We start from the raw sequence: 22,177 nt of genomic DNA on the forward strand, positions 1-22,177 counted from the left end.
TCTTGCTCCCTTGCAATCTCGCTCGGTTCGTCAGCGAAGTCCTGTTCCGTTCAGCGCAATCCGTCGGCGCCCTCGATCTCGTCCTGTCTCAGGCCGCCCACCCGGGGCAGCGGTCGTCCGGTCTGTTGCAGCACCACCGCGACAACGATCTCGCCCGGGCGTGGCGCGTCGGGCAGGCGCAGGCGCATGGCGTCGAAATGGCTGCGCACGTAAGCGGCATCCTTGTGGCCAAGCGGCACGTCGAGGATCTCGCCGGCGCGGCCGATGGCCTTTGACGAGGGGACCAGCGCCTTGCCGCCGCCGATCACCGCGCGCAGCGGCGCGCCGAGCTTGGGGTGCAGCAGCGCCGCGGCGTGCTCCAGCTCGCCAAGCTCGCCCACCAGCGCGGCCTTGCCGTAGCCCTCGATGTCATCCGGGGCGCAGCCGAGCGCGGCCAGCGCCTCGTTGCCCAAGCGCGTGCCGAGCTCTGCGCCGGTCTCGATCAGCTCCGAGAGGTCCTTGGCATAGGTGCCGGCGAAAGGGTTCTCGATCACCGCGGCGGCGAGTGCCCGGCGGGCGGGCGGCGTCACCGCCTGGCCCATCTCGGAGCGGGTCTCCTCGACCAGCGTGATGATCTTGCGCAGCTTCAACGGAGCCCGTCCTCGCCCTTGACCTGATCCTTGGTGAGACCGCCGATGCGGGCATGGATGCGGCCCGCGGTGGTCATCACCAGAACCAGCGCGATCTCGTTGGGGCGCGGCGCGTCGGGCACGCCGACCTCGACCGCGTCGTAATGGGTGCGCACGTAGGAGGCATTTGTGTGGGTCACCGGCACGTCGAGGCGGGTGCCGGCGGCACCGACCTTCTTGGTCGAGGGCACGATGGCCATGCTCTCCGCGATGGCGTCGCGCATGGCGTAGCCGCCGGGCACGTGCCAGAGCGCGCCATGCTCGATCTCGCCATTGACGCCGACGATGGCCCCCTTGCCGTAGCCTTCCACCAAGGAGGCATCGCCGCCGAGCGCGTCGATGCACATCTTGGCCATCTCGGCGCCGAGGGGCTCGAGATCTTTCATGAAGGGCAGGATGTCCTCGACATAGCCGCCCGCGTAGGGATTCTCGATCACCGCGATGGCGGCGGCGCGCTTCTGCGGCGCCTCGGGGGCAGGGCCGCCCTCGTGGAAGATGGTTTCGACCTGGACCAGCGTCTTGCGGACCTTCACCTCAGGCATATTCGGGCTCCTCCTGGGAAATGGCATCGCCGATGGCCGTGCGCTGGCCTGCCGCGGCAAGGCAGGCGGCGCGGATCAGGCCGCGGCGGATGTAGTCTTGGGCCAGCGCGTGCCCGGCGTCCAGCGCCTGTCGCGCCTCATCGGGGGCAAGCGGACCGACATTGGTGGTGACGTACCGCGCGCCGAGATCGCTGTCCGGGGCGAGGTCTCTGGCGGGCACGCGCGCGATGGCGGGATGGCCGGGCAGATCGACGGCGTTGGCAATCAGCGTGGCGGCCACATCGGCGGTGGCAGCATCTCGGGCCAGTACGGTGACCGCGTCGGCGATGCCCATCGACTGCGAGCGCCCGCGCCAGCCGCTGGTGGCGACACCGCCGATGCCGTCGCCGGGGCCGATGACGGCGCGGCCGCCGGGGGCACGGATGATCGGGTCTTCGCAGATCGCCAGCCGCAGCGGGCTCTGACGGGTCCAGAGCGCGATGTCGCCGCCGTTGTTCACATGTGCACTGTCGAGCCCGTGGCCGGGCACCAGCATCGCGGCGAGCACGTGATCGGCCACCGAGCCAGCCACCGCCGCCATCGGCGTGACGAAGGTTTCGCTGAAGGGGGCGGCGGCTGACACCATGCGGTTTGCCACCGGGCCCATCGGCTGGGCGCCGCGTGGCGCGCGCAGGCGGGGCAGCTCCTGGCAGAGCGTGGGCAGCACCGGCTCGAAGGCTTCGTGGGCGCGGCGCAGGGCGGATTTCGCGGCCTCGGGCACGCCCTTCGCGGTCACGATCAGGTCGATGGGGCCGTGGGTCAGCCGCATCCGCCCATCGCGGGCAAAGCGCACCACGGGGCCCTCGCGAAAGCTCATTTCAAAGGCTCCTTGCCAACCGGCCAGGGCGCGCCGCTCTTGCGGCTCTCCGAGCGCTGGCCCGACAGGCGGTGATCGCTCTGCCGCGGATGCACGCCCTTGAGCGCATCCTCGAGCGGCATGACATAATCCATGTGACCGCCAAGCGCCTGGTAGTCGGCGCGCGACATGGTGAACTCGATCGGAGCGACCAGCGCCGGGGTGGGCACGTAGCCGAAGGCATTCTTCGGCATCTGCGTGACGTCCGACATGAAGGTGATGCCGCCGCCGGGCCACATCATCACCGGCGCGCCGCCGCAGGTGACGCGGGTCAGCCGCGACTGTACGGACCGGGTGAGCGAGACCGGGTTCTCGGTCACGCCAGAGCGCAATGAGCCGCCAGCTCCGGCCATGAACAGCACCGAGGCCATCGAGGGCTCGCAATTCTCCTCGATGCGCTGCACCGACGGCAACAGCCGCGCGGGCATCTCCTTCTGCACCGGCACGAGGTCGTCGTTGAGCTCGTAATAGGCGGCGTGCTCGCCGGTGGTCGAAACCATGAGGATCGACAGCCCCGGCCAGGCCTCGGGCTTCCATTTGTCGAGAATCGCCAGCGGGTCCGAGAGGTCGGTGCCGCCCCATCCGGTGCCGGGCTCGGCGACCTGAAAGTAGCGCCCGGGGGTCGAGCGGCGGCCCTTGATCTTGATGCCGGTGGGCTTCCAGCCGATGACCTTGCCGGCCTGGTGCTCGGACATGACGCCGGTGATGTGGTCGTCGACCACCACCACCTCGTCGACCAGCCCCTGCCATTGCGCCGCGAACATGCCGACGGTGGCCGAGCCGCAGCCGACACGCATGCGCTCTTCCGCCTGGCCGTTGACCACGGGCGCCTTGCCGGCAGTGATCTCGAGATCGGCGCCATTGTCGATGGTGAGTGCCACGCTCTCGCCGTTGCACAGCGCCAGCAGGGCAGAGCAGGTGGCGCGACCCTCTTTCTTGGATCCGCCGGTAAGGTGATTCACCCCGCCCAACGACAGCATCTGCGAGCCGTATTCCGAGGTCGTCACGTGGCCGATGACCTCGCCCTCGGCGCGCACCCAGGCGCATTCGGAGCCGAGGTGGCGATCGGTGTCGATCTTCACCTTGGCGCCGCAATAGGAAAAGATCCCCTCGGTCACAACGGTGATCATGTCGGCATCCGCCGCCGTTGATGCGACGATGAACGGCGCGGGCTTGTAATCGGGATAGGTGGTGCCCGAGCCCACGGCGGTGAGGAAGGCTTCGTCGCCCGAGACGATGTCGCCATCCCACTCGCGGTCGAGGAAGGGCACCAGCGCCACGTCCTCGCGGTTCTCCAGAATGGTCAGCGGGTCCAGACGCACCAGTTCGCCGCCCTCGTTGGCGTAGCGGTCGCAGGCCCCGGCGCGGCCCTCGGCGATATAGCACATCACCGGGCAGGCATCGCAGCGAATCTTTTCGGGCTTGTCCGCTCGCTTGCGTTTTACCGGGGGCGTCTCAACGGTCACGTGCGGGCTCCTTGGCTGGCCATGTGGCGTCATTGCGTCGTAATTCGTTTGTATACGAACGCATGGCCCCGGCCACTCTGTCAAGCGGCATGGTGTGACGGCGCGGGGCGAGATGGACCTGTGTCGCGTTTTTCAGCATTCTGCCAGATGCGGGCGATGGGCGCGATGAAGGCGATTGACAGAAATCGGAAACCGCCCCTACGCTCGCTCTCAAATCGTTCGCACACGAATGAAGTGCGGCGGAAAAGGCGGCGCAGACCGACCAACCCAGCGACCAGCAAGGAGAAAGCCCAATGCCACTGCATCGCCCCGAATCGCTCGACGCTGCGCTCGAGCTTCTGCAGGGCGGCAGGGCGGTCGCCCTTGGCGGCGGCACCGACCTTTACCCGGCGCTGCGCGACGGCACACCGCCGCCGGAGATGGTGGACCTCACGCGAATCGACGGGCTGCGCGGCATCTCTCGCAGCGGGGATGGCTGGCGCATCGGGGGGGCAACCACGTGGACGCAGGTGGTGAAGGCCGACCTGCCGCCGCTCTTCGATGGGCTGAAGGCCGCGGCGCGCGAGGTCGGCTCGGTGCAGATCCAGAACGCCGGGACTGTGGCCGGCAACCTCTGCAACGCCTCTCCGGCGGCCGATGGCGTGCCGGCGCTGCTGGCGCTCGATGCGCAGGTCGAACTGGCCGCGCCCTCGGGGATGCGACGGATGCCGCTGAGCGACTTCATCACCGGCCCGCGCGCCACGAAGCTGGTGCCGGGCGAGATCCTCACCGCGCTCTTCATCCCAGAGGCCACGGGGCAGGGCGCCTTCCTCAAGCTCGGCGCGCGGCGCTACCTGGTGATCTCCATCGCCATGATCTCTGCGGTGGTTGAGATGGAGTGCGACACCGTCAAGAGCGCGCGCCTCGCCGTGGGCGCCTGCTCCCCGGTGGCGCGGCGGCTTCCGACACTGGAGGCGACGCTCGCCGGCAAGACCATAGCGCAGGCCGAGCAGGCCGCGCTGGACTACGGCTACCCCGAGCTCAGCCCCATCGACGACGTGCGTGCCGGCGCCGGCTACCGCCGGGAGGCCGTTGCCACGCTGGTGGCCCGCGCGCTTTCGCAGGCCGCTCTCACCGACAAGGAGGTGCCCCATGTCGCTTGATGCGCCGCAGGGCCATATCGGCTTCACCCTCAACGGGTCCGAGATCACCGTGCCCGCCGATCCCACCGCGCGTCTCTCGGAGGTGCTGCGCGAGAGTGCCGGGGCGCGTGACGTCAAGGTCGGCTGCAATGCCGGCGATTGCGGCGCCTGCACGGTGCTGCTCGACGGCGCGCCGGTCTGCGCCTGCATGATCGCCGCCGGGCAGGCGCAGGGTTGCGAGATCGAGACGCAGGCCGGGCTGGTGGCGGGCGACCGCGACGCCGAGCGTCTGGCGCAGAGCTTCCAGCGCCATCAGGCGGCGCAATGCGGCATCTGCACCCCGGGCATGATGGTCTCGGCCGTCGCGCTGCTGCGCTCGGGCGAGGACCTGACCGAAGAGAGCGTGTCGGACGCATTGGGTGGTGTGCTCTGCCGCTGCACCGGGTATCGCAAGATCATCGCCGCCGTGCTCGACGCCTCGACGGCGGCCCCCCTGGCGGAAGGCGGCGTCGGCGCGCCCATTGCGCGGCTCGACGGCTGGCCGAAGGTCAATGGCAGCGAGCGCTTCGGCGATGACGTGGCGCCGGCGGATGCGCTTACCGTGCAGGTGATCCGGTCGCCGTTCCACCGGGCAAGCTTCAGCTTCGGCGATCTCGAGACCTTCCGCGAGGAGAATGCCCTCGAGCTGATCCTCACGGCGGAGGACGTGCCCGGCGAGAACCGTTTCGGCGTGATCCCCGGCTTCGAGGACCAGCCGGTCTTTGCCGAAGGTGAGACCCGCTTCAAGGGGGAGGCGGTGGCGGCCGTGGTCGGCACGCCCGAGGCGCTGGGGGGGATGGAGCCGTTTCCTGTCGCATGGGAAGAGCTGGCGTCGGTGCTGACCCCGGAGGGGGCCGACACCGCCGCGCTGCTGCATGGGGACCGCACCGACAACGTCATGTGCCGCGGCTATGTCGCGCGCGGCGATGCCGCTGAGGCGATGAGCAAGGCCGCGCATGTGGTTTCGGGCGATTTCTCCACCGGCTTCATCGAGCATGGCTATATCGAGCCCGAGGCCGCCTCGGCCCGGCGCTTGGGCGACCGCATCGAGGTGCAATGCTGCACGCAGGCGCCGTTCATGAACCGCGACGGCATCGCCGGGATCATGGGGCTGGCGCCGGAGCAGGTGCGCATCCTGCCCACGGCCACGGGCGGCGGCTTCGGCTCCAAGCTCGACCTCACCGCGCAGCCCTACGTGGCGCTGGCGGCGTGGGTTCTGAACCGCCCGGTGCGCATCGCCTACACCCGGACCGAATCCATCGCGACCTCGACCAAGCGGCATCCGAGCCAGGTCCACATGGAGGTCGGCGCGGATGCGGAGGGTCGGATCAGCGCGGTGCGCTTCGACGGGATCTTCAACACCGGCGCCTATGCCAGCTGGGGGCCCACCGTGGCCAACCGTGTGCCGATCCACGCCTCTGGCCCCTACAAGACCCCGAATTACGAGGCGAAAAGCGCCGGCATCCACACCAACACCGCCCCCGCAGGGGCCTTCCGGGGCTTCGGCGTACCGCAATCGGCGGTGGCGCAGGAGCAGCTCTACGATCTGCTGGCCGAAAAGCTGAACATGGACCGGCTCGAATTCCGGCGCCTCAACTGCCTCGGCAATGGCGATCCGACCGTGACCGGGCAGGTCTTCGAGACCGGCATGGGCATCGACGCCTGCTTCGATGCGCTCAAGCCCCATTGGGACAAGGCGCTGGACGAGGCCGAGGCATTCAACGCCACGAGCCAGACGAAGAAACGCGGCGTCGGCATCGCGGCGGGCTGGTATGGCTGCGGCAACACCTCGATCTCGAACCCCTCGACGATCCGCGCCGGCATCACGCCCGAAGGCACGCTCTGCCTGCACCAGGGCGCGGTCGATATCGGGCAGGGGGCCAACACCGTCATCACCCAGATCTTCGCCGAGGCGCTGGGCGTGCCGGTGGGCCAGATCACCATCCTCGGCCCCGACACAGACATTACGCCTGATGCCGGCAAGACGTCTGCCAGCCGCCAGACCTATATCTCGGGCAACGCCGCCCGCCTCTGCGGTGCGGCACTCCGGGCCAAGATCCTGCGGCAGGGCAATGTCTCCGAGGCAGCGACGATCACGTTCGAGGATGGCGGCATCACGCTTTCGGACGCGGGCACAAAGGTGCGTGTCGAGCTCGAGCCCTCCGAGGGCTACGCCATCGAGGCGGTCGAGAGCTACGACCCACCGACCACGCCGCTGGATGAGAACGGGCAGGGCGATCCCTACGCCGTCTTCGGCACCGCGGCGCAGATCTGCGAGCTCGAGGTCGATATGGCGCTGGGCATGGTCAAGCTCTTGCGCATCGTGGCGGCGCATGACGTGGGCCGCGCGATCAACCCGCTGCTGGTCGAGGGCCAGATCGAGGGCGGCGTGGCGCAGGGCATTGGCCTCGCGCTGATGGAAGAGTTCCTTCCCGGACGCACCGAGAACCTGCACGACTATCTCATTCCCACCATCGGCGACGTGCCCCCGATCAAGAGCCTGATCATCGAGAGTGGCGATGCTCACGGCCCCTATGGCGCCAAGGGCCTCGGCGAGCACTGCCTGATCCCCACTGCGCCTGCGGTGCTCAATGCCATCGCGCACGCCACCGGCGCCCGCGTCCATCACCTTCCCGCCACGCCCGACACGGTGCGCGCGGCGATCCTCGCCTCAGGCAAGGGCGCGTGATGCTCGACCACAAGACCCCGGCAGATGCCGCAGGAAAGGCCCCCGAGATGACCGACAAGACCCTCACCGGACGCTTCGCCGGGATTGACGTGGGCGGCACCTTCACCGACCTGGTGTTCTACGACAGCAAGGCGCGGGCGGTGAAGCTTGCCAAGGTGCCCACCACGCTCGACAACCAGTCGAAGGGGGTGCTTGCGGCGCTCGATGCGGCGGCGGTGGACGCCGCGGCGCTTGATCTCATCGTGCACGGCACCACCACCACCACCAACGCGGTGCTCGAGCGTCAGCTCTGCAAGACCGGGCTGGTGACGACACTGGGCTTCCGCGACGTGCTCGAGCTTGGCCGCCGGACGCGCCCGCACGCCTATGGCATGACCGGCCAGTTCCGCCCGATCATCCCGCGCGACTTGCGGCTCGAGATCCCCGAGCGCATGCTGGCGGACGGCTCGGAATACGCGGCCCTCGACGAGGACGCGCTGCGCGCCGCGCTTGCGGAGCTGCTCGAGAAGGGCTGCGAGGCGCTGGTGATCCACTTCCTGCACGCCTATGCCAACCCCGCCCACGAGATCCGCGCCGGCGAGATCGCCCGCGAGATCTGGCCCAACGGCAACATCACCCTCGGCCACGCGCTGATCTCGGAAAGCCGCGAGTTCGAGCGTGGTGTCACGGCGGCGGTCAATGCCTCGGTGCAGCCGCTGTTGCGCCGCTATGTCGAGCGGCTGGCCGACCGGCTGTCGGAGCGCGGCTATGAGCGTGACCTCTTGGTGATGAACGGCAATGGCGGCATGGTCTCGGCCCGTGTGGTGGCCGAGGAGGCCGCCAAGACGGTGATGTCCGGTCCGGCGTCAGGTGTCATGGCCGCCGCCTATACCGGGCGGCGCGCCGGCATCCCCGATCTTCTGACCTATGACATGGGCGGCACCTCCACGGATGTGGCGATGATCCGCGGCGCCGATCCGGCGGTCTCGCACGAGATCGAGATCGAGTATGCCATGCCGATCCACGTGCCGATGGTCGACGTGCGCACCGTGGGGGCGGGTGGCGGCTCCATCGCGCGGGTTGACGCGGCGGGGCTCTTGCAGGTGGGGCCCGACAGCGCCGGCTCGGTGCCGGGGCCGATCTGCTACGGCAAGGGCGGCCTTGAGCCCACCATCTCGGATGCCAACATGGCGCTGGGCCGGATGGATCCGGGCAAGCTCAACACCATCTCCGGCGATGTCTCGCTCGAAACCATCCGCGCCGCCTTCCAGAGCCGGCTCGGCGATGCGCTGGGGCTGGACGCCACCGAGGCGGCAGCGGCGGTGCTGCGCATCGCCACGGCCAAGATGGCCGACGCGGTGCGCATGGTGTCGATCTCGCTCGGCGAGGATCCGCGCGACTTCGCGCTCTTCGCCTTCGGCGGGGCGGGGCCGTTGCACGCCTGCGCCATCGCGCGCGAGCTCGGCGTGCCTCGGGTGCTGGTGCCGGCGCGGCCCGGCATCACCAACGCGCTGGGCTGCGTGGTGGCCGACCTGCGCCACGATTACGTGGCCACGGTGAACCAGCCTCTGGATGCCTGCGACATGGAGGAGGTGCACGCGCTCTTCGCCCGCCAGGTCGAGGAGGGCCGCGCCGCCATCGGGCGCGAGCGGGTCGAGATCGCCGAGGAGAAGATCTCCTTCTCGGTCGAGATGCGCTTCATCGGCCAGACCCACTTGCTGCGCGTGCCGCTGCCCTCGGCGACGCCCACGCGCGAGGCACTTCAGGCGCTGTTCGAGGAGGCCTATTTCAAGCGCTTCCAGGTCAAGCTGCCGGAAATCCGCCCGGCGCTGGTCAACGTGAACACCTCTGTCATCGGCCGCCGCCCCGAGATTGACCTCTCGGCGCTGATCGACCCCGCGGGCCGCAAGGCGACGCTGGACGAGGCCCGCACCGGCACCCGCCCGGTGTTCTTTGACGCCTGGATCGACACCCCGATCTACTGGCGCGACCACCTGCCGGCGGAAACCACGCTTTCGGGGCCGGCCATCGTCGAGCAGATGGACTGCACCCTGGTGCTCGAGCCCGGCGACGTGGCCACGCAGGATACCGATGGCAATCTCATCGTGACCGTGGGGCCACGCACATGACCGGCGGCATCAAGAGCTCCGGCGCCGGAGTTGGGGGGCACACCCCGCACCCTGGGCTCCGCCCACGTCAGGGCGAAACCGTCCCCCGGACGCTTTCCGGGACGCCCATCCGCCCCCCGTGGAGTATTTGCAACGTAAAGAAGCCGGGAGCGGCGCCCCTGTCTTCTCTTCGTCAAGAATACTCCCGCCGGAGGCATCCTCCCTTTCCGCCCTTGCTGTCTTCGGAGGTCTGACATGACGCTCGATCCCATCACCCTCACGGTCATCCAGTCCGGCTTGCAGCAGGTCTGCGACGAGATGGATCTGTCCTTCTCCCGCGCCGCCTTCTCTCCGGTGATCGCCGAGGCCAATGACCGCTCGGACGGGGTCTATTCCGCCGAGGATGGCAGCCTGATCGCACAAGGCTCCCAGGGCCTGCCGGTCTTCGTCGGCGTGATGCAGTATTCCACTGCGACGCTGATCAGGATGATCGCGGAGGGCAAGGTCGTGGCACCGAAGCCCGGCGACATCTACATCGTCAACGATCCCTATCTCGGCGGCACCCACCTGATGGACGTGCGTTTTGCAATGCCGGTCTGGCGCAATGGCGAGATCTTCTGCTGGCTGTCCAACACCGGTCACTGGCCCGATACCGGCGGCGCGGTGCCCGGCGGGTTCTCGGCCTCGGCCACGGCGGTCGAGCAGGAGGGGCTGCGGTTGCCACCCGTGCGCCTGTTCAAGAACGGCGAGCTCGACCCAGAGATTTACGCCATCATCTGCTCCAACATTCGCGTCGCGGACCAGCGCATCGGCGACGTCAAGGCGCAGGCGGCGGCGCTCTACGTGGGTGAAGCGCGGCTCACCCGGCTGCTCGACCGCTACGGAGACGACACCGTGCGCGAGGCCATCGGCGAGCTGCGCAGCCGCGCCGCCGAGCAGATGCGGGCGCAGATCGCCCAGATCCCGCCGGGCACCTACCGCTCCACCGCCTATATCGACAGCGATGGCGTGGTGAACGAGCCGCTCGAGATCAAGCTCGCGGTGACCGCCGATGGCGAAGGCCTGTCCTTCGATTTCGCCGGCTCCAGCCCGCCCTGCCAGGGGCCGATGAACTCGGTCATCGCCACCACGCTGAGCTCGGTCTACCTTGCCATGCGGCACATCTTTCCCGATGTGCCGATCAGCGCCGGCGCCTTCGAGCCGCTCACCGTCAAGCGCCCGGAGGGCACCTTCCTCGACGCGCAATACCCGCGCCCGGTCTCGGGCTGCGCGGCGGAGGTCAGCCAGCGTATCGCCGAGGCGGTGTTCGCGGCTCTGGTCGAGGCGCTGCCGGGCAAGGTGAGCGCGGCCCCTGCGGGCTCCTCGGGCAATTTCGCGCTGGGCGGCGAGGTGCCCGAGACCGGGCAGAGCTACGTCATGTACCAGATCTCGGGCGGCGGCTATGGCGGCTACGCGGGCGGCGACGGCATCTCCAACGGCTGCTCGACCATCGGCATCTCCAAGGCCCCCCCGGTGGAGATCATGGAGCAGCAATTCCCGGTGCTCTACCACCGCTATGCGCTGCGCGAGGGCTCGGGCGGGGCGGGCGCGCAGCGCGGCGGGTTCGGGCTCGACTACGAGGTCGAGATCCTCAAGGGGCAGGCGCGGGCGAGCTTTGTTATGGATCACGGCCGCTTCGGCCCGCAGGGGGCGCTCGGCGGCGGCGACGGCGCGGTCAACGAGGTGGCGGTGACGCGCGGCGGCGAGACCTTCACGCCGGAGCACCTGTCGAAGGCGCAGGACATCTCGCTGGTCGCGGGCGACCGGGTGCGGGTGAAGACCCCCGGCGGCGGCGGCTACGGTGATCCAGCGACTCGTGAGCGTGCGCTGGTCGACGAGGACGTGCGGCTCGGGCGGTACTCGGCGGAAGAGGCGAAGCGGCTCTTTGGGTGAGCGCTTCCCCGGCGCGGAACAAGGCTGAAGGCCGCCGCGCCATCGTCATGCTGGAAGCATGCCTCTGGCATGGCCCGCCCCCCGGGCTGGCGATTTGTCTGGTCTGGGCGCTGAGTTGCGAGGTCCTTCGGATTTGGTCGGGATAAATCGAGAGATCGCCATCCCGCGGACCGGCGATGGCACGGCAGGCTCCGCGTCGTGGTGAGACGATGGGAACGTTCAAAAAAACCGCCGGTCAGACCGGCGGGTTTCTACGTTCTTGTGATCGTGCCACCCGCGCCAGCGCGCGGGTGGCACGATCAGATATCAAGCGGCGGCGAGGTCGCGCAGCACGTAGTGCAGCACGCCGCCGTGCTCGACATATTCCTTCTCGATCGCCGTATCGATGCGGCACTTCAGGGTGATCTCCTTGGTGGAGCCATCCGCATAGGTGATCGAGCAGGGCACCTCGGCCAGCGGGGCGATGGTGTCGAGCCCAGTGATCGAGACAGTCTCCTCGCCGGTCAGTTCCAGCGTCTTGCGGGTGTCGCCGCCGGTGAACTCGAACGGGATCACGCCCATGCCCACGAGGTTCGAGCGGTGGATGCGCTCGAAGCTCTCTGCGATCACCGCCTTGACGCCCAGCAGCGCCGTGCCCTTGGCGGCCCAGTCACGCGAGGAGCCCGCGCCGTACTGTTCGCCGCCGAAGATCACCAGCGGAGTGCCCTGCTCCTGATGTGCCATCGAGGCATCGTAGATCGAGGTCTGCTCGCCGTCGGGGCCCTTGGTGTAGCCGCCCTCGACGCCGTCCAGCATCTCGTTCTTGATGCGGATGTTGGCAAAGGTGCCGCGCATCATCACCTCGTGGTTGCCGCGCCGCGAGCCGTAGGAGTTGAACTCGCGCACTGGCACCTGACGCTCGATCAGGTACTGGCCGGCCGGGGTGCTTTCCTTGAACGAGCCGGCGGGCGAGATGTGGTCGGTGGTGATCATGTCACCCAGCAGGGCCAGCACCTTGGCGCCTTCGATATTGGTGATCTCGCCCGGCTCCTTGGACATGCCCTGGAAGTAGGGCGGGTTCTGGACGTAGGTCGAGCTTGCCGGCCAGTCATAGGTCTCGCCGCCGTTCACCTCCACGGACTGCCACTTCTCGTCGCCCTTGAACACGTCGGCATATTTCGACTGGAACGACTCGCGGGTCACGGTCTTCTCGACCAGCTCGGCGATCTCGGCATTCGAGGGCCAGATGTCCTTGAGATAGACATCGTTGCCATCCTTGTCGGTGCCGATCGGATCGGTGGCGATGTTGACGTTCATGTCTCCCACCAGCGCATAGGCCACCACCAGCGGCGGCGAAGCGAGGTAGTTTGCACGCACGTCGGGCGAGATCCGGCCCTCGAAGTTGCGGTTGCCCGACAGCACCGAGGTGGCGATCAGGTCATAGTCGTTGATCGCCTTCGAGATCGGCTCGTCGAGCGGGCCGGAGTTGCCGATGCAGGTGGTGCAGCCATAGCCCACGAGGTTGAAGCCCACCGCGTCGAGATCCTCCTGCAGGCCGGCGGCCTCGAGATAGTCGGAGACGACCTTGGAGCCCGGGGCCAGCGAGGTCTTGACCCACGGCTTGCGGTTCAGGCCGAGCTCGCGCGCCTTGCGGGCGACGAGGCCGGCGCCGATCATGACGTAGGGGTTCGAGGTGTTGGTGCAGGACGTGATCGAGGCGATCACGATCGAGCCGTCATGCAGCTGGTAGGCGCCGTCGTCGGTCTTGTACCAGCCCTTCCTGTGGTGGCCCTGATCGCCGGGGATGTCCGCCGGCTCCGGTGCGCCGCCCTCGGCTTCCCAGCGGGCTTCCGAGCTCTCGGAGGCATCCTTGCCGGCGCGCTGGTCCTCGACGAACTTGGCAAAGGCCGGGGCCGCGCCGTCAAGCGCGATGTAATCCTGCGGGCGTTTGGGCCCGGAGATCGCGGGCACGATGGTGCCCATGTCGAGCTCGAGCGTGTCGGTGTAGACCGGATCGTAATCGGGGGTGCGCCAGAAGCCGTTTTCCTTGGCATAAGCCTCGACCAGCGCGATGCGGTCCTTCTCGCGACCGGTCTGCTCGAGATAGCGGATGGTCTCGGCGTCGATCGGGAAGAAGCCGCAGGTGGCGCCGTATTCGGGGGCCATGTTGGCGATGGTGGCACGCTGCGCCAGCGGCAGGTTGTCGAGGCCGGAGCCGTAGAATTCCACGAACTTGCCGACCACGCCCTTCTCGCGCAGCATCTCGACCACCTTGAGCACGAGGTCGGTGCCGGTGGTGCCTTCCATCATCTCGCCGGTGAGTTTGAAGCCCACCACCTCGGGGATCAGCATCGAGATCGGCTGGCCGAGCATCGCGGCCTCGGCCTCGATGCCGCCCACGCCCCAGCCCAGAACGGCGGCGCCGTTGACCATGGTGGTGTGGCTGTCGGTGCCGACCAGCGTGTCGGGATAGGCGACCTCTTGGCCATCCTGATCCTCGTCGGTCCAGACCGTCTGGGCGAGGTATTCGAGGTTGACCTGGTGGCAGATGCCGGTGCCCGGGGGCACGACGCGGAAGTTGTTGAAGGCCGACTGGCCCCACTTGAGGAACTCGTAGCGCTCGATGTTGCGCTCGTACTCACGATCCACGTTCATCTGGAAGGCGCGCGGGTTGCCGAACTCGTCGATCATCACCGAGTGGTCGATCACCAGATCGACCGGGTTCAGCGGGTTGATCTTCTGGGCGTCGCCGCCAAGCGCCTTGATGCCGTCGCGCATCGCGGCAAGGTCGACCACCGCCGGAACGCCGGTGAAATCCTGCATCAGCACGCGGGCGGGGCGATAGGCAAGCTCGCGGTTGCCCTTACCGCCATCCTTGGCCCAGTCGGAAAACGCCTTGATGTCATCCACCGAGACGGTCTTGCCATCCTCGAAGCGGAGCATGTTCTCGAGCACGACCTTCAGCGCCGCGGGCAGCTTGGAGAAATCGCCGAGCCCGGCCGCCTCGGCGGCGGGGATGGAATAATAGGCATAGCTTTTGCCGTTCACCTCAAGCGTCTTGCGCGTCTTGGATGTGTCGTGTCCGACCGTGATAGGCATGTCTGGCTCCCTTGCATAAAGGCTGGAGAAAAGCGTGTGCTTCTCAAATAACTGGCGCATGAACATCTAGTCTTCAAGGGCTTTGCGCCAAATTGTATACCGTAGGATACCAAATGTTTTGCATTCGTGCCACGGCTGGCGCGCTTCACCTGCTCTCGCAAAACCTTGATTGGTTATTTCAAGCGCGTTTGGATACCCCGGATCGGGGGAAAAACAGGGAAAAGACCACCGATGCTTCGACAAAGCCGATGGAGCCACTGGATCGCCGCTGCCTGTCTTGCCGTTTCGGCGACGGTTGCCGGCGCGGACGAGCATCCCGTGGTGGTCGAACTGTTCACCTCGCAGGGCTGTGCCTCGTGCCCGGCGGCGGATGCGATCCTGGCCGAGCTCGGCGAGCAGGAGAACGTGATCCCGCTGGCGCTGCATGTCGATTACTGGGACTACATCGGCTGGAAGGACAATTTCGCCGATCCGGTCTTCACCAAGCGGCAGAAGGGCTATGCCCGGTCCGCCGGGCGGCGGTCGATCTATACGCCCCAGATGATGGTGGGCGGGGTCTACGACGTGGTCGGCTCACGCCCGATGAAGGTGGTTGACGCGATCCGCCACGCCAGCGAGAAGCCGGCGCAGGCGCGGGTCAGCCTGAGCCGCGACGGCGACACGCTTCAGATCATCGCTCAGCCGCTGTCGGCGCTGCCGGAAACCGTGGTGCAAATGGTGCGCTATTCCCCGCGCGAGCGCGTCGAGATCCTGGATGGCGAAAACGCCGGACGTGAAATCACCTATACCCATGTGGCGCATGGCTGGCAGGTTCTGGGCGTCTGGAACGGCGATGCCGATCTCGAGATGAACGTGGCGCTCGAGGGATCCGACCCGGTGGTCGTGATGCTTCAGGAGAAGGATTACGGCGCCATTCTCGCCGCCGCGCGCTTGCGCTGACGCTTGGCCTGCCGCTTCGGTTTCCAGCGGCGGTGAATCCAGAACCACTGACCGGGATCCGCCTCGATCCGCGCCTCGAGCCGGTGGGTCGCCGCGCGCATCATCTCGACCGGATCACCATGCGGGATCGGCGCCTCGAACACCGCCTCGAAGGACACGCCGTCGGGCTGCCGGATGCCGAAGAACGGCACGAAGAGCGCGCCCGTCTTGACCGCGATCTCCGCGCTCGAGGTCAGGGTGGGGGCCGGCTGGCCGAGGAAATCGATCGGCGTGCCGTCGCTGCTGTAGACATCGAAGAGCAGCACGCCCATGCCGCCGCCGCGGATGTGTTTCAGCAGCCCCATGGTGCCGCGCCGGCCCTGTTCGAAGACCGGGTCCGACAGCGCGTGCATGTTGGCGGCGTAATGCTCGTTGAAGAACGGGTTGGCCATTGGACGGTAGAGCCCGCCGATGCGCCAGCCACGCGCCACCAACGCCGCGCGCGGGGCTTCGAAATTGCCGTAATGGCCGGTGACGAAGAGCACGGGGCGGCCCTCGGCGCGGGCGCGCTCGATCTCGGGCAGGCCGTCTCCGGAGACCGGGGCATCCTTCATGCGCTCGAGCAGGCCGGCGACGTCGTAATTCTCGATCATCGTGCGGCCGGCATTCTCGGTCACCTCGTCGGCGATGCGCTGGCGCTCGGGCTCGGGCAGGTCGGGCCAGACATGGGCGAGGTTGTCGAGCACGCGGGTCCGGTAGCCGGCGAGCGGCGCGATGACCCGGCGCACGGCCCAGCCCATGATCCGCAGACGGCTGCGCAGGGGCAGGGTGAGCGCCAGCGCGATCAGGCCGCGCAGGGCGCGGTCCGCCATCCAGTCGGCCCAGCCGCCGCGCGGTGTGTCCTTGCTCTTGCCCAAGCGTCCGCTCCTGTCGTTGCGGGCGAAGAGATAGGCCGGGCGGCCGCGCGGCACAAGCGCCGGGTCCCGGAAGGGGGCTGCGCGCGGAGGCCTTGCGCCGGGTTGGGCCATCGTGTTTCACCGCCGACGCTCAGTCGTCGTCGCCGTCGGGATCGCGCAGCTCGATCTCTCCGGTATTGACGAGGTCGCGGATCGCCGAGACCACCTCGTTCATCGCGGCCTCGCCCTTCTTGGCGTTGACGCTCATCCCGGCGGCATCCTCGCGCAGCGAGCCCGACATGCGCTTGGACACGTTCTCGAGGATGAACTCGACCGCCTTGAGATCGGCCTCGCTGCTAGAGGCGGCGATGGCCATGGTCAGCACATTGCCGGGCACGTCGCGCGTGATCTTGGGCACATCCTCGGGCTTCAACCGCTCGGGGATGTTGGCGAAGGTGAAGATCGCCTTGCGCACCGCCTCGGCGAAGTCCCTGTCGGTCTCTTCCAGCCCTTCGAGCACTTCATCGCGCTTGGCGCTGGCGGCATAGTTGAGGATCGCGCCGACCCGTTCGTTGGGCTTTTTCTCGAAGGCGCGGGGCGGTTCGGCATCGAGCTGGGCGGCGATGCTGAGGCCGATGCGATCGACCGCCTCGGGGCTGACGCCGGCGGTCATCGAGATGGCGTAGCTGATGCGCCGGGCACGATCGCCGGGCAAACGGGCGAGTACTTTGGCGGCCTTCGCGGTCTCGATCTTGGACATCATGACTGCCGCGACCTCGGTCGATTCGCCCAGAACCAGCGTCTCGAGCCGCTCTTCTTCGAGCCCGTTGATCCGTTCCCACGGGTCGCCGGTCTGTCGCACCCCGGCCTCCTTGCGCAGGCGTGCGGCGGTGCGGTGGCTGATGCGCCCGTCGAGCGCCGAGAGCGCGCCGGCCATGTCACCGGGGAAGGACATGCCGATCTGTTCGAGCTCGTTGGTGAATTCCTCGATCACGCTGTTCAGCGTTTCGCGGTCGATATAGCGCATGCGGCCGAGCTGCGCGGTGAGTTCGGCCTGGAGATCGTCAGGCAGGGCGGAGAGCGGAATGTCGGCACCCTCGTTGAGCAGGAACTGCACCACGATGGCGGCCTTGGCCCGCCGGGTCAGCGGACCGCGTCCGGAGGAGGGGCCGGGAAGGGCGGCGAGAGAGGAAGCGTGGGACATCGGACACCGCTTGGGATGGGACATCCGAAGAGGTAGCGCGTCGGGGTTAACGAAGCCTCATCAAATGCCGGCTTGCGGGCCGCGACGAAAAAAGGCGACCCGTTGGGCCGCCTCGATCCAGCTCCGTGAGCGATGTGTCAGCCGGAGATGACCTTGCAGGTGCCGGTGGCGGCGTCAAACACCGTGCCGGCGGCGCAGCTCACCTTGGCCTCGCTATGGCCGGTGCAGGCTGCGGTGACGGCGAAGGGGGCCACGGCGAGGGCAGCGGCGGTCAGTAGGGTCTTGATCGTCATCTTGCGTCCTCCTGTTGGAATACGGGAAGGCTAGCACGGGTTGACGTGGCGGCAAAAAGAAACCGCGCGGATGTCGGTTTCACATCGCCGTGACGGGGAGAGCTTCGGCAAAACGCCGGCTGTCGCCGGCGATGCACCACCGTGGTGGTGCGCCTCCGGCCGGGCGCGCTGCAAATGCGGCCGGAGGCTATGGGCAAGGCGCGGCTTATTCGCCGAAGACGCGCTTGAAGATCGTGTCCACGTGCTTGGTGTGATAGCCCATGTCGAATTTCTCGTTGATGCCGTCGACACCGAGGGCGGCCACGACCTCTTCGTCCGCCAGCAGCAGCTCGCGGAAATCGAGGCGCTCTTCCCAGACCTTGAGCGCGTTGCGCTGGACCATGGAATAAGCATCCTCGCGGCTCACGCCGGCCTGGGTCAGCGCCAGCAGCACGCGCTGCGACATCACCAGCCCGGGGAACTTGTTCATGTTGTCGAGCATGTTCTGCGGGTAGATGATCATCTTGTCGACCACGCCCGCGAGGCGGTTCAGCGCGAAGTCGAGGGTGATGGTGGCGTCGGGGCCGATGCCGCGCTCGACCGAGCTGTGCGAGATGTCGCGCTCGTGCCACAGCGCCACGTTCTCCATCGCCGGGATCACCGTCATCCGCACGAGGCGGGCGAGGCCGGTGAGGTTCTCGGTCAGCACCGGGTTCTTCTTGTGCGGCATCGCCGAGGAGCCCTTCTGGCCCATCGAGAAGAACTCGGCGCCTTCCAGCACCTCGGTGCGCTGCATGTGGCGGATCTCGATGGCGATGTTCTCGATCGACGAGGCGATCACGCCGAGCGTGGCGAAGAACATGGCGTGACGGTCACGCGGGATCACCTGGGTCGAGATCGGCTCGGCGCGCAGGCCGAGCTTTTCACAGACATGCTCTTCGACTGCCGGGTCGATGTTGGCGAAGGTGCCGACGGCGCCCGAGATCGCGCCGGTTGCGATCTCCCACTTGGCCTTCTCGAGACGGTTCTTGTTGCGGTCCATCTCGGCGTAGAAACGGGCGAAGGTCAGGCCCATGGTGGTGGGCTCGGCGTGGATGCCGTGGCTGCGGCCGACGCGGACGGTCATCTTGTGCTCGAGCGCACGCTTCTTCAGCGCCGCGAGCACCTTGTCGACGCCCTCGAGCAGGATGTCGGCGGCGCGCACCAGCTGCACGTTGAGGCAGGTGTCGAGCACGTCCGAGCTGGTCATGCCTTGGTGCACGAAGCGCGCCTCGTCGGAGCCCACATGCTCGGCGAGGTGGGTCAGGAAGGCGATGACGTCATGCTTGGTGACGGCTTCGATCTCGTCGATGCGGGCGACGTCGAACTCGACATCCTTGGCTTTCCAGACGGCGTCAGCGTTTTCCTGCGGGATCACGCCAAGCTTGGCCTGCGCGTCGCAGGCATGGGCCTCGATCTCGTACCAGATGCGGAACTTGGTGGCGGGCTCCCAGATCGCGGTCATCTCGGGGCGGGCATAACGGGGGATCATCGGCTGTCCTCGGGGTTGCGTGCGGATTGCGCGCGTCATAGGGCGTGAGGGGCTGGGCGGCAAGGGTCGGCTGCCTTTGCGGCAGGCGGGGCGCGCAAGAGGGCGCTGTCCGATGGTCGCCCGAGCCGCGACGCCGGGGCAAGAGGGGGCGCTGCCCCCGCCGCAGCGGAGCTGCGACCCCCCCGGAGTATTTTGGACGTAGAGAAGGGCAAGGCGATGCGCGGGTTGGAGGGGTTTCTCGGGACATGGCAGCTTGAGCGGGAGATCTCGCACGGCGATGGCAGCTCTGCGCGCTTCGAAGGGGTGGCCGAATGGCGGCCCGAGGGCGAGGGCGCGGTCTATGTCGAGCGTGGCGAGCTCGTGATGGGGCAGGGGCGCTTCGCGGCCGAGCGGCGCTATCTCTGGGACCGCGACCTGCGGGTGTTCTTCGATGACGGGCGGTTCTTTCACCAGGTCCCCGAGGAGGGGGGCGCTGCGGCGCATTGGTGCGATCCCGACCAGTACGACGTGCATTACGATTTCAGCCGCTGGCCGGAGTGGCAGGCGCGCTGGCAGGTGCGGGGGCCCCGCAAGGACTATGTCATGGTCTCGCGCTACCTGCCGGTGGGGCCGTCAAAGCAGTGAGATTTCCGTGGCTTGTGCCCGGGTATACGTTTGTATCCCGCTAAGGCGCTGAAACGGTTGGTGAAATTTTCTTTACTTCGGGCGGGGGCCTTGTAGGTTTCGGCAGATGACTGCCCGAGGACGCCCCATGCCCCCGATCGAGGACCACCCGCTGCGCTACCAGCTCGCCAACGAGCTGCACGCCCGCCCGTTTCCCGCGCTGCAGGCGCCGGCGCGGGCGGTCTACCTTGCCATCAAGAAGGCGCAGGACGCGGCCTCGCGCGACCGCTCGGAGGATCTCGATCACCTGCTCGACCTGCTCGACCGCTACGGCACCCAGCATCCGCAGCCCGGAGCGACGCATTTCACCGCCGCCATCGGCAAGCACGTGCTGAAATGGGAGCAGCATACCGAGTTCGTCACCTACACGGTGTTTCTCAACGGGCTTGGCGAGCGGCCCTACGATCCGGCGGATTTCGAGGTGTTTCCGGATGACTGGCTGCGCGATGCGCCGGGCGTGCGGGTGACCTCGGCGATGCTGCGGATCTGCGAGCGCCCCGAGGACGAGGATCGGATCAACGATATGACGCGGGACTGGATGGTGGCCGACAGCCTCGCGGTGAGCCGGGTGATCGACGATGCCGTCGTGGTGGCAGGCGACTTCCGCATCGACGAGGGCGGCCATCTGCGCTTTGCGGTGTTCCCGCGCAGCGATGTCGGGGTGCGCCGGGTCGGGCGCATCGTGCAGCGGCTCTGCGAGATCGAGACCTACAAGGCGCTGTCGATGCTGGGGTTCACCCGGGTGCGGGCAATCCAGCCGCGGATGACCGAGATCGACGAGGAGCTGACCCGGCTGATGACCGCCATGACCCATAGCGACGCGCCCGAGGAAGAGACGCTGCAGGCACTGCTGCGGGTGTCCTCCGAGCTCGAGACCCTTTCGGCGCAGACCGCGTTCCGGCTCTCGGCAACCGGCGCCTATGAAGCGCTGGTGACGCAGCGCATCGCCGTGCTGCGGGAGGAGCGCTTCGAGGGGCGTCAGACCTTCCGCGAGTTCATGGCGCGGCGCTTCGATCCGGCCATGCGCACTGTGAAGAGCGCCGAGAAACGGCTCGAGGCGATGTCGGCGCGGGCGATGCGGGCAGGCGATCTGCTGCGCACGCGGGTCGAGGTCAAACGCTCGGCACAGAACCAGGACCTGCTCGAGAGCATGGACCGGCGCGCCGGGTTGCAGCTGCGGCTGCAGCACACGGTCGAGGGTCTTTCGGTCGTGGCGATCAGCTATTACGCGGTGTCGCTGGTGGCCTACCTGCTTTACCCGCTTGCGGGGATGGCGGGGCTCAGCAAGGGCATGATGACGGCGCTGGTGGTGCCGCCGGTGGTGCTGGCGGTCTGGCTCGGGCTCAGGCGCATCCGCGCCAAGGTCGAGGGCGGCGAGGCTCACGAATAGCGGTAGCCGAGATCCGCCTCGCGCCCGAGATCGAGCTGGCTTTGCAGGAAGGTGAGATCCTCCGGCGAGAGTAGGTCCGGCGTCGAGGGGCGCTCTGCGACCGAGGGCAGGAAACGCGAGCCGAGGCGCTTGACCACCGGCCGGTAGGGCTGCGGCGCGGGCGGCAGAGTAAGCCGTTTCTCCAGCGTTTTCAGGAAGCTCTGGGGATCTCCTTGTACCGTTTCCAGCCGGCAGAAGATGACCGAGCAGCCGCGGTTGAGAAAGCCCAGAAGCCCCTCGAGCTTGGCGCGGCGCAGGGCGAAGAGATTGGCGAAGGGCGCCCCTGTCAGCGGATGGCGGTCGAGTTGCAGCGCCTCGCCGCTGCCGCCATGCGCCTGCACCTGCGGGAAGTAGCGCGGCCGGTCGGCGATGGTGGCCCACTCGGCACGGAGGAACGCGGCAAAGGGCAGGCGCTGCATCTCGGACGGGCAGTGCCAGGGTTTCGAGTGCATCGACAGCGCCCATTCGGCGGCGTGGCGGATGACGCAGATCACCGCGAGATCGGCGGGGATCGCGGTCATGTGCGGGAAGCCGTGCTTCCAGCCGAAATCGTCGCTCGGGGCCAGCGCGGTGTTCCGCCCGATCAGGCGCTTGACGTAATTGGTGCCAGAGGACCGCTCGCCGAAGACCTGGTAGCGGGTGATCTTCGCTCCGGTCAGGGCAAAATGCAGGCCGGTCTCGGGGAAGTCGTCGGGGATCATGCGGACGGGCCTCGCGTGATATGCCCGCAACGCTGGCGGGCGGGGC

Annotated in this window: 17 protein-coding genes; 7 read left to right on the forward strand and 10 right to left on the reverse strand. The window is 67.8% G+C overall.

Features of this window, described 5'->3' with window-relative positions; all coding sequences use genetic code 11:
* Positions 1–50: 50 nt before the first annotated feature.
* From JF542_RS08555 to JF542_RS08570, 4 genes are read right to left on the reverse strand one after another with little or no spacing between them, the layout of a single operon-like run.
* On the reverse strand, positions 51–629 hold the full coding sequence (locus JF542_RS08555; protein ID WP_207075524.1) for an amino acid synthesis family protein: 579 nt from the start codon (positions 627–629) through the stop codon (positions 51–53).
* Complete coding sequence (locus JF542_RS08560; RefSeq protein WP_207075525.1) at positions 626–1,210, reverse strand: amino acid synthesis family protein; 585 nt, start codon at positions 1,208–1,210, stop codon at positions 626–628. Before JF542_RS08560 ends, JF542_RS08555 begins: the two co-directional genes overlap by 4 nt.
* Positions 1,203–2,066, reverse strand: a complete 864-nt coding sequence (locus JF542_RS08565) for a UPF0280 family protein (RefSeq protein ID WP_207075526.1) — start codon at positions 2,064–2,066, stop codon at positions 1,203–1,205. Before JF542_RS08565 ends, JF542_RS08560 begins: the two co-directional genes overlap by 8 nt.
* Positions 2,063–3,493 (reverse strand): 6-hydroxynicotinate reductase, encoded by a 1,431-nt coding sequence (locus tag JF542_RS08570; protein WP_242533686.1) that lies wholly within the window; start codon positions 3,491–3,493, stop codon positions 2,063–2,065. Before JF542_RS08570 ends, JF542_RS08565 begins: the two co-directional genes overlap by 4 nt.
* 371 nt (positions 3,494–3,864) lie before the next feature.
* Between JF542_RS08570 and JF542_RS08575 the strand changes: the two genes are divergently transcribed.
* The 4 genes from JF542_RS08575 to JF542_RS08590 all read left to right on the forward strand — a co-directional run bounded on the left by JF542_RS08575 (position 3,865) and on the right by JF542_RS08590 (position 11,439).
* Positions 3,865–4,713 (forward strand): FAD binding domain-containing protein, encoded by an 849-nt coding sequence (locus JF542_RS08575; protein WP_207075528.1) that lies wholly within the window; start codon positions 3,865–3,867, stop codon positions 4,711–4,713.
* Positions 4,703–7,420 carry a molybdopterin-dependent oxidoreductase gene (locus JF542_RS08580; protein WP_207075529.1) on the forward strand — a complete coding sequence of 906 codons (2,718 nt, stop codon included), beginning with the start codon at positions 4,703–4,705 and terminating at the stop codon, positions 7,418–7,420. The genes JF542_RS08575 and JF542_RS08580 overlap by 11 nt, the downstream gene beginning before the upstream one ends.
* A gap of 47 nt (positions 7,421–7,467) precedes the next feature.
* Entirely contained in the window at positions 7,468–9,528 is a 2,061-nt protein-coding gene (locus JF542_RS08585) for a hydantoinase/oxoprolinase family protein (protein WP_207075649.1), read from the forward strand.
* Between the two features lie 234 nt (positions 9,529–9,762).
* Positions 9,763–11,439, forward strand: a complete 1,677-nt coding sequence (locus JF542_RS08590) for a hydantoinase B/oxoprolinase family protein (RefSeq protein WP_207075530.1) — start codon at positions 9,763–9,765, stop codon at positions 11,437–11,439.
* 306 nt (positions 11,440–11,745) lie between these two features.
* Here the strand turns inward: JF542_RS08590 and acnA are convergent, their stop codons facing one another.
* Positions 11,746–14,517: an aconitate hydratase AcnA gene (gene acnA / locus JF542_RS08595; RefSeq protein ID WP_207075531.1), complete on the reverse strand. Its 2,772-nt coding sequence runs from the start codon at positions 14,515–14,517 to the stop codon at positions 11,746–11,748.
* 231 nt (positions 14,518–14,748) lie between these two features.
* On the opposite strand from acnA, the gene JF542_RS08600 reads away from it, so the two are divergent.
* The gene (locus tag JF542_RS08600; RefSeq protein ID WP_207075532.1) at positions 14,749–15,456 is read left to right on the forward strand and encodes a DUF1223 domain-containing protein; all 708 of its coding nucleotides are present in this window, start codon (positions 14,749–14,751) and stop codon (positions 15,454–15,456) included.
* Here JF542_RS08600 and JF542_RS08605 read toward each other — a convergent pair.
* The 4 genes from JF542_RS08605 to purB all read right to left on the reverse strand — a co-directional run bounded on the left by JF542_RS08605 (position 15,420) and on the right by purB (position 19,338).
* Entirely contained in the window at positions 15,420–16,307 is an 888-nt protein-coding gene (locus JF542_RS08605; RefSeq protein ID WP_423734650.1) for a lysophospholipid acyltransferase family protein, read from the reverse strand. The genes JF542_RS08600 and JF542_RS08605 overlap by 37 nt on opposite strands.
* Positions 16,308–16,482: 175 nt before the next feature.
* A complete protein-coding gene (locus JF542_RS08610) occupies positions 16,483–17,535 on the reverse strand; it encodes a flagellar motor switch protein FliG (protein ID WP_207075534.1) in 1,053 nt (350 codons plus the stop codon).
* Between the two features lie 137 nt (positions 17,536–17,672).
* Positions 17,673–17,828 (reverse strand): adenylosuccinate lyase, encoded by a 156-nt coding sequence (locus JF542_RS08615; RefSeq protein WP_207075535.1) that lies wholly within the window; start codon positions 17,826–17,828, stop codon positions 17,673–17,675.
* Between the two features lie 205 nt (positions 17,829–18,033).
* Positions 18,034–19,338, reverse strand: a complete 1,305-nt coding sequence (purB, locus tag JF542_RS08620) for an adenylosuccinate lyase (RefSeq protein ID WP_007799455.1) — start codon at positions 19,336–19,338, stop codon at positions 18,034–18,036.
* A 216-nt stretch (positions 19,339–19,554) separates the two neighbouring features.
* Between purB and JF542_RS08625 the strand changes: the two genes are divergently transcribed.
* Together JF542_RS08625 and JF542_RS08630 are read left to right on the forward strand one after the other, a co-directional pair.
* A complete protein-coding gene (locus JF542_RS08625; RefSeq protein ID WP_207075650.1) occupies positions 19,555–19,962 on the forward strand; it encodes a DUF6314 family protein in 408 nt (135 codons plus the stop codon).
* A 127-nt stretch (positions 19,963–20,089) separates the two neighbouring features.
* The gene (locus tag JF542_RS08630; RefSeq protein ID WP_007799458.1) at positions 20,090–21,391 is read left to right on the forward strand and encodes a DUF3422 family protein; all 1,302 of its coding nucleotides are present in this window, start codon (positions 20,090–20,092) and stop codon (positions 21,389–21,391) included.
* On the opposite strand, the gene JF542_RS08635 is transcribed toward JF542_RS08630, so the two are convergent.
* Positions 21,382–22,131, reverse strand: a complete 750-nt coding sequence (locus tag JF542_RS08635) for a hypothetical protein (protein ID WP_207075536.1) — start codon at positions 22,129–22,131, stop codon at positions 21,382–21,384. The genes JF542_RS08630 and JF542_RS08635 overlap by 10 nt on opposite strands.
* Positions 22,132–22,177: the final 46 nt, after the last annotated feature.

Origin of the sequence: Salipiger bermudensis (genome assembly GCF_017309175.1) — a bacterium.
In the GTDB taxonomy this organism is placed as follows: Bacteria; Pseudomonadota; Alphaproteobacteria; order Rhodobacterales; family Rhodobacteraceae; genus Salipiger; species Salipiger bermudensis.